This window comes from Citrobacter sp. Cs237 (assembly GCF_030332325.1).
GTDB classification, from domain to species: Bacteria; Pseudomonadota; Gammaproteobacteria; order Enterobacterales; family Enterobacteriaceae; genus Citrobacter_A; species Citrobacter_A sedlakii.
In genome coordinates this window covers 685,951-701,826 of record NZ_JAOWIB010000106.1, presented here as the reverse complement: position 1 = coordinate 701,826, position 15,876 = coordinate 685,951, and the positions used below count along the sequence as shown (strand labels likewise).

Genomic DNA, 15,876 nt, shown 5'->3' with positions numbered 1-15,876 from the left:
TTTTATACGGTAAATCCTAACATCATCCCCGTATCTTCATGTTCCAGCAGATGACAATGCGCCATATAAGCATGTTCTTTTGGCGCGTCGTGATCGAACTTCACTAACACTTCACTCACCCCGCCTTCAACCCGAACCGTGTCCTTCCATCCGCGGCGATGCGCCACTGGCGGCTGTCCATTTTCTGACAGAATACGGAACTGCGTACCGTGAATATGGAACGGATGCAGCATCATGTCGCCAACGCCAGAAATCACCCAACGCTCATGTTGTCCTTTGCTGGCGGCAAACATCGGTTTGTTCATGTCAAAGGCGACGCCGTTGATCATATTGGCATTGTGGAAGTCAACATGCCCGCCGTGGTTCATCTTATCCATACCGCCGTGCTGCATATGGCCCTTATGCCCCTGCATCTGGCCATGATTCATACCCGACATCGCCTTCGGACCATACTTCTTCATCAGCAATTGCATGCCCATCATGTCAAGCATCGGGTCCATAGATAGCTGCAATTTACGTACGGTCAACCCGTCAAGCGACGGCAGGGCTGGCAATGTCGCGAGCGTGTCCGGCAGCGTCCCGGAGGCGTTTACCGCCACTGGCTGAATGCGCATCACCGGGTGCGGCTTATCAAACGGCGCGACCGCCATCCCCATCTGGCTGACCGGCAGGGTCACAAGGTCAAACGGCTTACCGTCGCTCACGTCCACCAGCACCTCAAAGCGTTCGCCCATCAACATCGGCAGTTCAGCCACTTTTACCGGCTCAGGCAACAGGCCGCCATCGCTGGCAATGACATAGAATGGACGCTTATCGCTGGTCGCAAAATTAAGCGAACGGGCGTTACAACCGTTGAGCAGACGCAGACGCAGCCAGCCGCGCGGCGCAGCATGTTGTGGGTAAAGCGCCCCATTGGTCAGCAGCGTATCGCCAAACCATCCGACGGCGGCAGTCATGACGTCCAGTTGATAGTCTATCTGCCCGGCGTCGGTAAAGCGCTTGTCCTGAACAATGACCGGCACATCGTCAATGCCCCACTGTTTCGGCAGCAGCAGTGTGTGGATCTCGTCGTCTTCAATCATCACCAGACCGGCCAGCCCCATCGCCACCTGACGCCCGGTTTTGCCATGCTGATGGGGATGAAACCAGCAGGTCGCCGCGCGCTGTTCAGGCGTAAAGGTCACGGTGCGTTTTCCCCCGGCGGGAATAATGCCCTGCGGGCCGCCATCCACGTCGCCGGGCACTTCCAGCCCATGCCAGTGCACCGTGGTCTCTTCCGCCAGTTGGTTATGAATATCCACCGTCACCGTTTTACCGCGCTGTAATTTCAGGGCCGGACCAAGCATGTTGCCGTTATAACCCCAGGTCGTCGCCGTCTTCCCGGCAAACGTTGACTGCCCTGCCTGAATCGTCAACGAGAGACGATGACGGGCATCGGGAGTCAGAAGATTCGGAATGGGAAGCGCAGGGCGCTCAGCGGCAAAAACAGCGCGGCTCCACAGCGGCAAAGCCGACGCCACCCCAAGCGCCACAGAATATTTTAAGAAATCACGACGTTGCATAATCACTTCCTTATTTTGCAGCAGGCGAAAACAGCCCAATCCTTGAGCATAGACCCTCCCCTTACGGGAAGGTCAAGTTTATGACATCACGCTGAACAATAATAAAAGTCGTCGCCTTGCCAACAGTGTGCTAACGTTTAGTTTCCGTGATGCCGTGGTAGAAGCAATGAAGACGTTTTTCAGAACCGTGCTGTTCAGCAGTCTGATGGCTGTTTGCGCGAACAGTTATGCGCTCAGTGAATCTGAAGCCGAAGATATGGCCGATTTAACAGCCGTTTTTGTTTTTCTGAAAAATGACTGCGGCTACCAGAATTTACCCAACGGGCAAATTCGGCGCGCGCTGGTCTTTTTTGCTCAGCAAAACCAGTGGGACCTCAGTAATTACGACTCCTTCGATATGAAATCGCTCGGCGAAGACAGCTATCGCGATCTGAGCGGTATCGGTATTCCCGTCGCTAAAAAATGCAAAGCGCTGGCGCGCGACTCGCTGAGCCTGCTCGCCTACGTCAAATAAAATCATGCTACCCTGTTGTTGACATCATGACCGTGCATCCGCGGTCATAGTTAGCTATTATGTTGCGCCCTTTTTAACGGGTGTTAACAATGGAGGTATCAACCTTTGGCCGACAAACAGCAGTGGCATGAAACGCTACACGACCAGTTTGGACAGTACTTTGCCGTCGATAACGTGCTTTATCACGAGAAGACCGAACATCAGGATCTGATCATCTTCGAAAACGCCGCCTTTGGCCGCGTCATGGCGCTGGATGGGGTGGTGCAAACTACCGAGCGCGATGAGTTCATTTATCATGAAATGATGACACACGTTCCGCTACTGGCCCACGGCCACGCGAAGCACGTGCTGATTATTGGCGGCGGCGACGGTGCGATGCTGCGTGAAGTCACCCGCCACAAAAACGTTGAAACCATCACCATGGTGGAGATCGATGCGGGCGTGGTCTCTTTCTGCCGCCAGTATCTGCCTGCGCACAACGCTGGCAGCTATGACGATCCGCGTTTTACCCTGGTGATCGACGACGGCGTTAATTTCGTCAACCAGACGCAGCAAACCTTTGATGTGATCATCTCCGATTGCACCGATCCGATCGGCCCCGGCGAGAGCCTGTTCACCTCGGCGTTCTACGAAGGCTGCAAACGCTGCCTGACCCCCGGCGGGATCTTTGTCGCCCAGAACGGCGTATGCTTCCTGCAACAGGACGAAGCTGTCGACAGCCACCGCAAGCTCAGCCATTACTTCGCCGACGTCGGGTTTTATCAGGCAGCCATTCCCACCTATTATGGCGGCATCATGACCTTCGCCTGGGCGTCCGATAACGACGCGCTACGTAGCCTGTCGACCGAAATCATCCAGGCGCGTTTCCACACCTCAGGTCTGAAGTGCCGCTATTACAACCCGGCTATCCATACAGCAGCCTTTGCCTTACCCCAGTATCTGCTAGACGCACTGACCGCCTCGTCGTCCTAAGGAGAAGATAAGAAATTGAAAAAACTGAAACTGCATGGCTTTAACAACCTGACCAAAAGTCTGAGTTTTTGTATTTATGATATCTGCTACGCCAAAACCGCCGAAGAGCGCGACGGCTACATCGCCTATATCGATGAACTGTATAACGCCAATCGTCTGACCGAAATCCTGTCAGAAACCTGCTCCATCATTGGCGCCAATATTCTGAACATCGCCCGTCAGGACTACGAACCGCAGGGCGCCAGCGTCACCATTCTGGTGAGCGAAGAACCCGTCGATCCGCGGCTTATCGATAACACCGAGCATCCAGGTCCCCTACCGGAAGCAGTGGTCGCCCATCTCGATAAAAGTCACATCTGCGTGCATACCTACCCGGAAAGCCATCCGGAAGGCGGTTTGTGCACCTTCCGCGCGGATATCGAAGTGTCAACCTGCGGCGTGATTTCCCCGCTTAAAGCGTTAAATTACCTGATCCACCAGCTTGAGTCCGATATCGTGACCATCGACTACCGTGTTCGCGGCTTTACCCGCGACATTAACGGCATGAAGCACTTCATCGACCATGAGATCAATTCTATTCAGAACTTTATGTCTGAAGACATGAAGTCGCTGTATGACATGGTGGACGTCAATGTGTACCAGGAAAATATTTTCCATACCAAAATGCTGCTTAAAGAGTTCGATCTTAAGCACTATATGTTCCATACCCGTCCGGAAGATCTGACCGAAGCCGAGCGCAAAGACATTACCGCAGCGCTCTGGAAAGAGATGCGTGAGATTTACTACGGGCGCAATATCCCGGCGGTGTAACGTTTACCAACGTGCCGGATGGCGTCATCCGGCAAATCGGTTCTGTGTTTCGCCCGAAGTGTTTCACCCAATATGGACATGGCCGTGGTCGGCCCCGCCAGGGACGATGGGCGCTATCTGACAGTGATATGGAAGCGCAGGCAGCAAGATTAGGCCTCGGTCTGGCAGAAGAGTGAGTTCGTGAAGATTTAAGCCCACGGCAGGCTCATCCGGACGCTACAGAACCACAGTTTGGGCCTGGAAGGGGCGTTTTTGTATTATCCGCGTCGCAACGTGTCGCCCGCCCTGAGAGCGGTGATCGCTCCCTTTAAATTTCAGGTTGTACCAGCGTAAGAGCCACGGAGTGGGCTTTCAGCTCAGCCTGGACAGGGAATGGCAGATTCACATCGGTCACCACATCGGTAAAACGGCTCAGCGGCGCTACGTTGAACAGCGAATGCGCGCCATATTTGCTGCTGTCGGCCAGCAGAACCTTGCGTTGGGCGTTAGCGATAATCTCCTGCTTCAGCCCTGCTTTGTCTTCCGTCGGCGTCGTGACGCCCTTTTCCATACTCCAGGTGTTACAGCTCATGAAGGCGATATCGGGATAGACGCTACGCAACATTTTGCGACCAAACTCGCCGATGCAGGACTGACTGCTGTCATCAATGCGGCCACCCACAATGGTGACTTCAATCTGGCGAAACTCAGACAAAAACAGGGCGATATGCAGATCGACGGTGATCACCCTGAGCGGCAGATGAGTCAGGCATTTTGCCAACTCCAGCATGGTGGTGCCGGCATCCAACACCACTGCGTCGCCCGCCTGTACCATTGAGGCGGCAAAACGCGCGATCGCCCGCTTTTCAGCAGGCGATCGTAATTGCTTTTCATTGGTTGTGGGTTGCGCCGGTTCAAAACGACGCAGAGCAACACCGCCGTGGCTGCGGCTGATCACGCCCTGTTCATCCAGCTTGATCAGATCGCGTCGGATCGTCGCGGGCGATGCTTCTACCGCATCTACCAGCTGTTCCACGGTCACCAGCGTATGATTTTTCAAATACGCCACAATCTTATCCAGACGGTGTTGTCCTTTCATAACAGGAAATTACGCCAGTTGCATTGCCAGTTTAATCGATACGGCCATGCTCTCAGATTTTGCTTTTCCCGTCCAGGCGATATCAAACGCCGTCCCGTGATCGGCAGAGGTACGAATAAACGGCAGACCGGCGGTGATGTTCACGCCATCATAGAAACCGAGCAGTTTGAGCGGAATATGCCCCTGATCGTGGTACATCGCCACCACCATGTCATATTGGCCTTCGTACGCCTGTAAAAACACGGTGTCCGGCGGACATGGGCCGTAAACGTCTGTTCCCTTCGCCTTCATGTTTTCAATGGCTGGCGACACAATGCGAATTTCTTCATCGCCAAACAGACCGTTTTCACCTGCATGGGGATTGACCCCGGCAACGGCGATGCGCGGTTGGGCGAAACCAACACGCTTCAGAAAGCGATCCGCGATGCCGATGACCGTCTCCACGCGTTGTCCGTTGAGGGTGTCGAGAAACTTGCGTAACGCAATATGGGTCGAAACGTGGATCACCTTCAGCTTGTCGGTGTAAAGCACCATCGCATAGTCACGGCTTTCGGTCAGCGTCGCCAACAGTTCGGTATGTCCCGGGTAATGATGCCCCGCCAGATGCAGCGCTTCTTTATTCAGCGGCGCGGTGGCGATGGCGTGTACATCGCCTTTCAGTGCCAGCTCTGTCGCACGTTTTACGCAACGGTAGGCCAGATCGCCCGCCTCGGCCTGCACTTTACCTGGCTCCAGCGCCTCCGGCTGCGCCAGCGGCTCGTCGATGACGTGAATCACGCCCGGCGTAAATCGCGCCTGCGTGACCCCGTCAATCGCGCGAAAGGTCACCCCTTCCGCCAGCCCTTTGGCTTGCAAACGTTTGAGGGTTTGCAGGCATCCCACCACCACCAGCGGCGCGCCGTTAAGTTCATCTTCACAAAGCGCTTTGACAATAATTTCCGGACCGATACCCGCCGGATCGCCCATCGTAATCGCAATTGTTTTAGTTACCACTGTACATCTCCTCAATAAAATAAAGCGCATCACAAAGGGTGCTGTCTGAACCGAATCCGCCTGCTTTCGTGATCACCGGAAGGTCGTCGATTTCGCTGTTCACAAACGTCCCGCAGGGAATGCAGGGCGCGACCTCGCTCTGGATGCGATAGCCTTCCGCGCCAAGCGCGCTGGCAACCGCAGTGGCGATATCTCCTCCGGTCAGGAACAGCCCGCCAATACGCGCCTGTTCGATAATGCGCAGCGTAATGGTCCCGAGGCGTTGGCTGAGCATCTCACCAAGCTGCTGGCGGCTCACGCCTGCTTCAGTACACAGCGCGTCGATCATCTGCCGATCGTCCGCGCTCCGGCTGGTGCGGAGAATCGTGTGCTGCTGGCGGCCGAGCAGCGCGCAGGCCTGCTCCACCACCGCGGCGATTTCCTGTTCGGCCTGCGCCGAAATCAGCCGTGAGGCATCAATGTCCACCACGCTGGCGCGCGCCTGGCAGAGCGCTTTTTCAACCTGCCGCCGTGTGGCTTCGCTCATCGATCCGGCCACCACCAGCACCGGAAGTTCCTGCTTCTCCTGCATGAACATTCTGACCGGTAGCGCGTTCGCCAGTCCGGCAGCGCCGACCAGCAGCGGCAGCGTAGCCTGTTCACAAATAGCCTGGGCAATCAGCGACAGGTCGCGATCTTCTACCGCATCGACCACCACCATACATTCCCCCTCGGCGGCAAAAGCCCTCAGCAACGCGCTGAGCTGTCCGCGTCGCACGTCATCGAGCGACACGTCATGTACCGGGATATCGCTTTGTAGCGCAATCAGCTCCGCAATGCGCGAGGAGAGAATCGGCGTTTTCGGATCGCTGGCAAATTCGGTTTCCAGTAGCGGCGTACCGTTGACCAGACATAATCCGTCACGGGTGGTGCGCCCGGCAGCGGGGATCGCCGCCGCGATCACCGCCAGCGTCCGGTTGGCGGCACGCATCGCCGCCGTCACTTCCGCGCCGACGTTGCCGCGAAAGGTGGAATCAATTTTCTTGTATACCAGCGGGAGCGTCTCACCTTCGCACCAGGGCGCTAACGCCTGCGCTACCGCTTTCGCCGCCTGCTCTGCGGGTATCGCGCGGCTTTCGGTGTTGATCACCAGCACATCGGCACGACGCGAGGGCTTTTGCTCCGGCGTCAGCATCACTTCCGTGCGCGCCCCTTTCTTCGCCAACTGCACGCCGGTATCGTTAGAGCCCGTAAAGTCGTCGGCGATAACGATCATCTTCATGCTTTTTTCTCCTCAGCGACCTGACGCGCCTGCTTTTTGGCGACCCACGAGGTCAGGACAGGCGTCAGAATCGCGGTTGTGATCACCGATGCGGCAATCAGCGGGGCGGCTGCGGCAGCTACTTCCGCCAGCGACGGGTCTGCCTGGGCAATCGCCAGCGGCGTCGCCACGGCGTTCCCGGCGGTGCTGGAGGCCGCCGCGCCGGCAATGCCGGTTCCCCCCACCAGACGGTCGGCGCGAATGTTAAAGAAACCGCCGACGAAGGTGGTCAGTACGCCAAGCAGAATGCCTGCCAGACCGCCCTGCAGCAGCATTTCAAGGTTGATCCCCGCACCCAGCGCAAACGCGAAGAATGGGATCAACAGTGGCCCCCCTTTGGTCAGGAAGTCGCGCATGTTGGGATCAAGGTTACCGAGGATCATCCCCACCACCAGCGGAACCAGCACCGCGACCAGCGCCATGATCGGTATGTTCGCCATACCCGCCGCGCCCAGCGCGATCATCGTAAAGAACGGCCCGTCATTCAGAGACAGAATGGAAATAGCGCCGACATCACGCTCGTTGCCAAACTCCCCCACAAGCGCCGCGTAAAGCCCGCCGTTTGAGTTACTCATCGCCGCAATGATTGCCACGCCGCTTAAGCCGAAGATCCCCTCCGCACCGAACAGATGCTCAACGCCCAGGCCAATCGCAATGGCGACCAGCAGTTTGGTCAGGGTTATCGTACCGCCCTGCAACAGCGCCTGAGGTGCGGCTTTCACGCTAATCCCCGCCCCCATACAGAGCAGGAAGGCGCCAATCAGCGGCGCCGCGCCGTTTTTGAACAGCGCGGTGGTGAACCCGCCGATCTCCAGCGCCTGTGGGGCAAAGGTATTGATAATGGCGCCGATCACCAGAGGCACAACCATCATGCCGCCGGGTACGCGTTCTATTGCCTTTTTGATGTTCATGGTCTTCCCGCCTGTTGTTATGTTGTGATTAAATAAAATCATAAAGATTATATTTAATCAAATCTAAAGCACAAACGCGCCAGATCACAGATTCAAAATGATTAATAAAAATCAATAAGGACTTTTACGGTTAAAAAAAAGCCGGACACTGGCGTCCGGCCTTGTGGATGATTGAATTCACTCAGGATTGCGCTAAAAAATCCCGATAAGCCCGCACCACCTGAAGAAAATCCTCCACGCCGCACAGCGACAGGCTCTCTTCATCGTAGTAGTTCATGCCTTCTTCCATCTCATCGCCCGTAAACTCCAGCTGGTTTGCGCGGATCATCACCTCCTCGCCGTCCATCAAGAGCGTGTATTCATGACCCGCCCGCTGCCAGGAACGTTCACTGCCTTTTACCGCGCGTGCGGCCTGTTCCACTTCATCGAGCAACGCCAGGTTATCCTTCACTTCTTCATTAAACCAGTGCCCGACCACTTCGTGGCCCATCGACATACGCACTTTTACCCCACCGGTAACATCGCGCAGAAATTCGTAATCCATAAGGTGTTCCTCTGCAAAGCCCTTGAGCTAATTATCGCAGCAGAGAGGAAGAAAAAAAGCGTGAGAGGCGGGAGGAATGAAAATAAAAAAACCCACCGCCGTTGCGATGGGTTGTCTCAGCCTGTGGGCCTGATAAGCGCAGCCGTCAGATTAACCCGTACCGGATGGCGGCGTAACGCCTGTCCGGCACGGGAAAACCATCAAAACTACACTGCCGTCTGGAAGATCACCCCGTCAGCTTTCTCGGTATACTGAGATAACTGGTCGAAGTTCAGGTAGCGGTAAGTATCGACAGCGGTTTTATCCACCTGCGCCACATAGGTCTGATACTCTTCCGGCGTCGGCAGTTTACCGATCAGCGCCGCAACCGCCGCCAGCTCCGCAGAAGCCAGGAAGACGTTCGCCCCGGTCCCCAGACGATTCGGGAAGTTACGCGTAGAGGTGGAGACCACCGTCGCGCCGTCAGCCACGCGCGCCTGGTTACCCATGCACAGCGAACAGCCCGGAATTTCGATACGCGCACCGCTCTTACCGAAGACGCTGTAATAGCCCTCTTCCGTGAGCTGCGCGGCATCCATGCGGGTTGGCGGCGCGACCCACAGACGGGTCGGCAACTGGCCTTTGTGCGCATCCAGCAGCTTACCGGCCGCACGGAAGTGACCGATGTTGGTCATACAGGAACCGATAAACACTTCGTCGATCTTCTCGCCCTGTACGTCGGAAAGCAGACGCGCATCGTCCGGATCGTTTGGCGCACACAGGATCGGCTCTTTGATATCCGCCAGATCGATGTCGATTACCGCCGCGTACTCTGCGTCAGCATCGGCTTCCAGCAACTGCGGATCCGCCAGCCATTTTTCCATGCCCTGAATACGGCGTTCCAAAGTGCGACGATCGCCGTAGCCTTCCGCAATCATCCACTTCAGCAGGACGATGTTGGAGTTCAGATACTCAATGATCGGCTCTTTGTTCAGCTTGATGGTGCAACCGGCAGCAGAACGCTCGGCAGAGGCGTCTGTCAGCTCGAACGCCTGCTCGACTTTCAGATCCGGCAGACCTTCGATTTCCAGGATGCGGCCAGAGAAGATGTTTTTCTTACCTTTCTTCTCAACGGTCAGCAGACCCTGTTTGATGGCATACAGCGGGATCGCATGAACCAGATCGCGCAGGGTGATGCCCGGCTGCATTTTGCCCTTAAAGCGCACCAGCACGGACTCAGGCATGTCGAGAGGCATCACGCCGGTCGCCGCGGCGAACGCCACCAGGCCGGAGCCCGCCGGGAAGGAGATGCCGATCGGGAAACGGGTATGGGAGTCACCGCCGGTGCCCACGGTATCCGGCAACAGCATACGGTTGAGCCAGGAGTGGATCACGCCATCGCCCGGACGCAGCGACACGCCGCCACGGTTCATGATGAAGTCCGGCAGCGTGTGGTGCGTGGTGACGTCGACCGGCTTCGGATACGCCGCAGTGTGGCAGAAGGACTGCATGACCAGATCCGAGGAGAAGCCCAGGCACGCCAGGTCTTTCAGTTCATCACGTGTCATTGGGCCGGTGGTGTCCTGAGAACCAACGGAAGTCATCTTCGGCTCGCAGTACGCGCCAGGACGGACACCGGTTACGCCGCAGGCGCGGCCAACCATTTTCTGCGCCAGCGAGAAGCCGCGGCTGCTTTCCGCTACATCTTTCGCCTGACGGAACACGTCTGAATGCGGCAGGCCCAGCGCTTCGCGCGCTTTGGTGGTCAGGCCACGACCGATGATCAGCGGGATACGGCCGCCGGCGCGCACTTCGTCGATCAGCACGTCCGTTTTTAACTCAAACGTGGCCAGCAGTTCATTGGTTTCATGGTTACGCACTTCCCCCTTGTACGGGTAAACGTCAATCACGTCGCCCATGTTCAGGTTGCCCACATCCACTTCAATTGGCAGCGCGCCCGCGTCTTCCATGGTGTTAAAGAAGATAGGAGCAATTTTACCGCCGAGGCACAGGCCGCCGCCGCGCTTGTTTGGCACGTGCGGAATGTCATCGCCCATGAACCACAACACAGAGTTGGTGGCGGATTTACGGGAAGAGCCGGTCCCCACGACGTCGCCGACGTAGGCCAACGGGAAGCCTTTTTGCTGCAGGGCTTCGATTTGTTTGATCGGGCCGACCACGCCAGGCTGATCCGGTTCGATACCTTCACGGGCGTTTTTCAGCATCGCTAACGCATGCAACGGGATATCCGGGCGGGACCAGGCGTCCGGCGCCGGGGACAGATCGTCGGTGTTAGTTTCACCGGTGACTTTAAACACGGTAACGGTCATTTTTTCGGCCAGCGGCGGACGGTTCAGGAACCATTCGGCATCCGCCCACGACTGCATCACCTGTTTTGCAAATACGTTACCCGCTTTGGCTTTTTCTTCCACATCGTAGAAGTTATCGAACATCAGCAGGGTATGGGACAGCGCTTTGGCGGCAATCGGCGCCAGCGTGTCGTTGTCGAGCGCGTCGATCAGCGGATGGATGTTGTAACCACCCTGCATGGTGCCAAGCAGTTCGATGGCTTTTTCTGGCGTAACCAGCGGGGAGGTCGTTTCGCCTTTGGCGACGGCAGCGAGAAAACCCGCTTTAACGTAGGCGGCTTCATCGACGCCAGGGGGAACACGGTTGATTAACAGGTCTAACAGGAATTCTTCTTCACCCGCAGGCGGGTTTTTCAGCAGCTCGACGAGCGCGGCCATTTGGGTTGCATCTAAGGGTTTGGGCACAATCCCCTCGGCGGCACGTTCAGCTACGTGCTTACGGTATTCTTCTAGCACGACGGTTCTCCTCGCTCTCATTGTCATAGTGCGGCGCTTTTATCGATGGGCGATTTTCTTCACGCTCCTGTGAGACAGCAGTTAGTAGGGTAAATGCCCGGTACCGCAACGGGCAGAATAACAGGATTTTAGTGGGGTGTTAATCTGTTTACAAAAAAGCAACATAAAAAAGTGGCTGAATCGTTAAGGATGGTCTAATGCGCTTTTCGGTATCCCTTAAAGGGCAGGAAGCACTGTTACGAATGGACACATTATTTTCGATTTTAATAATCACTCAGCTGTAACGATCCCAAGATTAGTCAAAAATTAAACTATCGTCTCTTTATACTCACGCAACACTGCACCTGCGGGTGGCAGCAATTCGACCATAGCGATTTCTTCAGGAATCGGGAGTAAGAAAATGACGTTGCCCTTCAAACCCCACGTGCTGGCGCTGGTCTGTAGCGCTGGGTTATTCGCCGCATCCGGCGTGATGTATGTAAAAAGCCGGACGCCAGAAGCCCCCACTCAGCCGGTTCCTGTCACCGCGCCTGCTCCCGCCGCGCCGGTGGCGAAACCCACATTTACCACCGCACAAATCGATCAATGGGTCGCCCCCGTGGCGCTGTATCCCGATCCGCTGCTGTCTCAGGTGTTAATGGCCGCCACCTACCCGGCAAACGTGGTGCAGGCGGTACAATGGTCGCGTGATAATCCCACATTGCAGGGCGATGCTGCGATTCAGGCCGTTTCCGGACAACCCTGGGACCCGAGCGTGAAATCACTGGTGGCGTTTCCGCAACTGATGGCATTGATGGGAGAAAACCCGGAATGGGTGCAAAATCTGGGCGACGCCTTTCTGGCGCAACCGCAGGATGTGATGGATGCGGTACAGCGACTGCGTCAACTGGCGCAGCAGACGGGTTCACTGAAATCCACGCCGCAGCAAACCGTCACCAGTACGCCAAAGAAAAACGTCGCCACACAGGCCTCGTCAACGTCCCAGACCACGAACGTGCAGTCGACCACGCCGACGGTCATTAAAATTGAACCGGCAGACCCGCAGGTCGTCTACGTACCCAACTACAACCCCACAACGGTGTACGGCGCCTGGCCAAATACGGCTTATCCGCCCGTCTACCTGCCGCCGCCTCCGGGAGAGCAGTTCGCCAGCAGCTTTGTACGAGGCTTCGGTTACAGCCTCGGCGTTGCCACCACTTACGCGCTGTTCAGCAATATTGACTGGGACGACGACGATGACCACCACCATGATGACGATCATCACCATCATGATGATGGTGACTCTCATCATGACGGTTATCAGCATAACGGCGATAACATCAACATTAACGTTAACAACTTCAACCGTATCACCGGGCAGAACCTGAAAGAACAGAATCTGACCTGGCGCCATAATCCGGCATACCGTGACGGCGTTCCCTACCGCAACAGCGCCACCGCACAGCGTTTTCATCAGACCAGCGTCAGCGGTGGGTTAAGCGCAACGCCGCAGCCCGCTCCAGCCAGCCGTGACAGCCAGCGCCAGGCGGCAATGGCGCAGTTGCAACAGCGTCAGACATCTTCACGTGACGTCCAGCGTAACGCCGCCTCGCAGCAGTTAAACCAGATTGCCCAGCGCAATAATTACCGCGGCTACGATACGGATCGCGCCAGCGCTCATCACCAGACGGTACATAAACCGACAGTTGGGCAGCAGCAACAGCACCGTGAAGCGCGTAAAACGAAGGTACAGCAGCACCCGCTTTCAGAACAGCAGAGGGACAACGCGCGTCAGCGAATCGCCTCCGCCACGCCTGAGCAGCGCCAGACGTTCCGGCAACATCATGCCAATGTGTTTAGCGGCAACGACAGCCGTTCGCCAGACTGGCAATCGCAGCAGCGACGCGGTCAGGAAAGCCGTCGTATCAGCCACTTAAGCGATGAGCAGCGCGCCACCGCGCGTGAACATATATCTGAGCATCATGAATTTCGTCGTCGTTGATCGGAGCCGATAATGAAAAATATCTTGTTTAGCGCCCTTCTGTTCTCCCTGCCGCTGATGGGCTATGCGCAGCAGAACTTCGCCTCGCCGGACGAGGCGGCCAACGCCTTCGCCTCCGCAATCGCCAGTAAAAACGACACGCAGCTCACCGCGCTTTTAGGGGATAACTGGCGGCAATTTCTCCCGCCGGAGGGCGCCGACCCGGAAGCGGTCGCGCGTTTTAACCGCGACTGGAAAATCAGCCATCAGGTGGTGCAAAACGACGACGTTGCGCATCTGAACGTGGGGAAAGAAGGCTGGCAGCTTCCTGTTCCTGTCGTGAGGTCCGCAGCGGGATGGCATTTCGATATGGCCGCCGCGCAGGAAGAGATCCTCACGCGCGCCATTGGCCGTAATGAGCTATCGGCTATTCAGGCCATGCGCGCCTATGTGGATGCCCAGTATGATTACTGGCAGCGCAAGCAGATGTTCGCGACCAGACTGATCAGCAGCGAAGGTCAGCAGGATGGGCTTTACTGGCCAACGCGGCCAGGCGAAAGGCCCAGCCCGTTAGGCCCGGCGTTCAGTTCCGATCGTCACGCCGAGGGTTACCATGGTTATCGGTTCCGCGTAATTGCCAACGACAACGACAAAGGTTTTGCCCTTCTGGCCTGGCCCGTCTCGTGGGGAGAGACAGGGGTCATGAGCTTTATGGTGAATCAGGATGATCGGGTGTATCAGGCTGATTTAGGGAAAGAGACGGAGAAGCGCGTTACGGCAATAAATCAATACAGTGAAGATGAACCGTGGAAGCCTGTTAACTAGCAGACACAAAAAAGCGGCTTACAAGCCGCTTTTTATTTGCCCGACGGCACGTTGCTTATCGGGCTTACAATCGAACCGGGAAGATTATTTCTTCTTCGCTTTCGGGTTCGGCAGGTCGGTGATGCTGCCTTCAAACACCTCAGCCGCCAGCCCCACGGATTCGTGCAGCGTCGGGTGAGCATGGATGGTCAACGCGATGTCTTCCGCGTCGCAACCCATTTCGATCGCCAGACCGATTTCACCCAGCAGCTCGCCGCCGTTAGTACCGACAATCGCACCACCAATGACACGATGAGACTCTTTGTCGAAAATCAGCTTGGTCATGCCGTCCGCGCAGTCGGAAGCGATAGCACGGCCAGAAGCAGCCCACGGGAAGGTGGCGGTTTCGTAGCTGATGCCTTTCTCTTTCGCTTCTTTCTCGGTCAGACCGACCCACGCCACTTCTGGTTCAGTGTAGGCGATGGACGGAATCACTTTCGGGTCGAAGTAGTGTTTCTTGCCGGCGATAACTTCAGCGGCAACATGGCCTTCATGGACGCCTTTATGCGCCAGCATCGGCTGACCGACAATATCGCCGATAGCGAAGATGTGCGGCACGTTGGTGCGCAACTGTTTGTCAACGCGGATAAAGCCACGGTCGTCCACTTCCACGCCCGCTTTACCGGCGTCGAGGTTTTTACCGTTCGGCACGCGACCGATCGCTACCAGCACCGCGTCGTAACGCTGGGCTTCAGCAGGCGCTTTTTTGCCTTCCATGGAAACGTAGATACCGTCTTCTTTCGCTTCAACGGCAGTCACTTTGGTTTCCAGCATCAGGTTGAATTTCTTGCTGATGCGCTTGGTGAAGACTTTAACGATATCTTTATCAGCCGCCGGGATCACCTGGTCGAACATTTCAACCACGTCAATCTCTGAACCCAGCGCATGGTACACGGTTCCCATTTCCAGGCCGATGATACCGCCGCCCATAACCAGCAGGCGCTTAGGAACGGTTTTCAGTTCCAGAGCGTCAGTGGAATCCCAGACGCGTGGATCTTCATGCGGAATAAACGGCAGTTGGATCGGACGGGAACCCGCCGCGATGATCGCGTTGTCGAAGTTGATTACGGTTTTGCCGTTTTCACCTTCCACTTCCAGGGTGTTCGCCCCGGTAAATTTACCCAGACCGTTTACCACTTTCACTTTACGGCCTTTGGCCATACCTGCCAGACCACCGGTCAGCTGTGTGATAACTTTCTCTTTCCAGGTACGAATCTTGTCGATATCGGTTTTCGGCTCACCGAAGACGATACCGTGTTCAGCCAGCGCTTTGGCTTCTTCGATCACTTTCGCAACGTGCAGCAGCGCTTTAGAAGGGATACAGCCGACGTTCAGACAGACACCACCGAGGGTGTTGTAACGTTCTACGATTACGGTTTCCAGACCTAAATCAGCGCAACGGAAGGCTGCAGAGTAACCTGCCGGGCCTGCCCCAAGTACCACGACCTGAGTTTTGATTTCAGTACTCATCATGACCTCTTAATTGATTTCCGGCGATCCCTGGTCTTGTCGCCCATCGTCCACCGGGTCGTTCTATCCGCCCGTATTTTACAAAATTGTTAAC

Annotated in this window: 13 protein-coding genes and 1 pseudogene; 6 read left to right on the top strand and 8 right to left on the bottom strand. The window is 56.3% G+C overall.

Annotation, left to right across the window (positions count from 1 at the left end):
• Positions 1-2: 2 nt before the first annotated feature.
• Positions 3-1,562, bottom strand: coding sequence for a multicopper oxidase CueO (cueO, locus tag OGY07_RS16685; protein WP_286601800.1), 1,560 nt, complete (start codon positions 1,560-1,562; stop codon positions 3-5).
• Positions 1,563-1,728: 166 nt separating this feature from the next.
• Between cueO and OGY07_RS16680 the strand changes: the two genes are divergently transcribed.
• The 4 genes and pseudogenes from OGY07_RS16680 to OGY07_RS16665 all read left to right on the top strand — a co-directional run.
• On the top strand, positions 1,729-2,076 hold the full coding sequence (locus OGY07_RS16680) for a YacC family pilotin-like protein (protein ID WP_042289971.1): 348 nt from the start codon (positions 1,729-1,731) through the stop codon (positions 2,074-2,076).
• Between the two features lie 105 nt (positions 2,077-2,181).
• Entirely contained in the window at positions 2,182-3,048 is an 867-nt protein-coding gene (gene speE, locus OGY07_RS16675) for a polyamine aminopropyltransferase (RefSeq protein WP_060570712.1), read from the top strand.
• A gap of 15 nt (positions 3,049-3,063) precedes the next feature.
• A complete protein-coding gene (gene speD, locus OGY07_RS16670; protein ID WP_199956904.1) occupies positions 3,064-3,858 on the top strand; it encodes an adenosylmethionine decarboxylase in 795 nt (264 codons plus the stop codon).
• A 98-nt stretch (positions 3,859-3,956) separates the two neighbouring features.
• Positions 3,957-4,191 (top strand): annotated as a pseudogene (locus OGY07_RS16665) (LysR family transcriptional regulator); the annotation flags it as partial.
• On the opposite strand, the gene OGY07_RS16660 reads toward OGY07_RS16665, so the two are convergent.
• The 6 genes from OGY07_RS16660 to acnB all read right to left on the bottom strand — a co-directional run bounded on the left by OGY07_RS16660 (position 4,166) and on the right by acnB (position 11,488).
• The gene (locus OGY07_RS16660; RefSeq protein ID WP_060570714.1) at positions 4,166-4,936 is read right to left on the bottom strand and encodes a DeoR/GlpR family DNA-binding transcription regulator; all 771 of its coding nucleotides are present in this window, start codon (positions 4,934-4,936) and stop codon (positions 4,166-4,168) included. The pseudogene OGY07_RS16665 and the gene OGY07_RS16660 sit on opposite strands and share 26 nt — an antisense overlap.
• A 9-nt stretch (positions 4,937-4,945) precedes the next feature.
• Positions 4,946-5,929 carry a D-threonate 4-phosphate dehydrogenase gene (locus OGY07_RS16655; protein ID WP_082636854.1) on the bottom strand — a complete coding sequence of 328 codons (984 nt, stop codon included), beginning with the start codon at positions 5,927-5,929 and terminating at the stop codon, positions 4,946-4,948.
• On the bottom strand, positions 5,919-7,190 hold the full coding sequence (gene dtnK / locus OGY07_RS16650) for a D-threonate kinase (protein ID WP_042289986.1): 1,272 nt from the start codon (positions 7,188-7,190) through the stop codon (positions 5,919-5,921). Before dtnK ends, OGY07_RS16655 begins: the two co-directional genes overlap by 11 nt.
• The gene (locus OGY07_RS16645) at positions 7,187-8,140 is read right to left on the bottom strand and encodes a 2-keto-3-deoxygluconate permease 1 (RefSeq protein ID WP_042289988.1); all 954 of its coding nucleotides are present in this window, start codon (positions 8,138-8,140) and stop codon (positions 7,187-7,189) included. Before OGY07_RS16645 ends, dtnK begins: the two co-directional genes overlap by 4 nt.
• Before the next feature lie 181 nt (positions 8,141-8,321).
• Complete coding sequence (yacL, locus tag OGY07_RS16640; RefSeq protein WP_286601794.1) at positions 8,322-8,684, bottom strand: protein YacL; 363 nt, start codon at positions 8,682-8,684, stop codon at positions 8,322-8,324.
• A 206-nt stretch (positions 8,685-8,890) separates the two neighbouring features.
• On the bottom strand, positions 8,891-11,488 hold the full coding sequence (gene acnB / locus OGY07_RS16635) for a bifunctional aconitate hydratase 2/2-methylisocitrate dehydratase (protein WP_286601792.1): 2,598 nt from the start codon (positions 11,486-11,488) through the stop codon (positions 8,891-8,893).
• 400 nt (positions 11,489-11,888) lie between these two features.
• Between acnB and OGY07_RS16630 the strand changes: the two genes are divergently transcribed.
• Positions 11,889-13,469, top strand: coding sequence for a DUF3300 domain-containing protein (locus OGY07_RS16630; protein WP_286601790.1), 1,581 nt, complete (start codon positions 11,889-11,891; stop codon positions 13,467-13,469).
• Positions 13,470-13,481: 12 nt separating this feature from the next.
• Positions 13,482-14,273 carry a DUF2950 family protein gene (locus tag OGY07_RS16625; protein WP_286601789.1) on the top strand — a complete coding sequence of 264 codons (792 nt, stop codon included), beginning with the start codon at positions 13,482-13,484 and terminating at the stop codon, positions 14,271-14,273.
• Between the two features lie 84 nt (positions 14,274-14,357).
• On the opposite strand, the gene lpdA is transcribed toward OGY07_RS16625, so the two are convergent.
• Positions 14,358-15,782 carry a dihydrolipoyl dehydrogenase gene (gene lpdA / locus OGY07_RS16620; protein WP_042290330.1) on the bottom strand — a complete coding sequence of 475 codons (1,425 nt, stop codon included), beginning with the start codon at positions 15,780-15,782 and terminating at the stop codon, positions 14,358-14,360.
• Between the last annotated feature and the right edge of the window lie 94 nt (positions 15,783-15,876).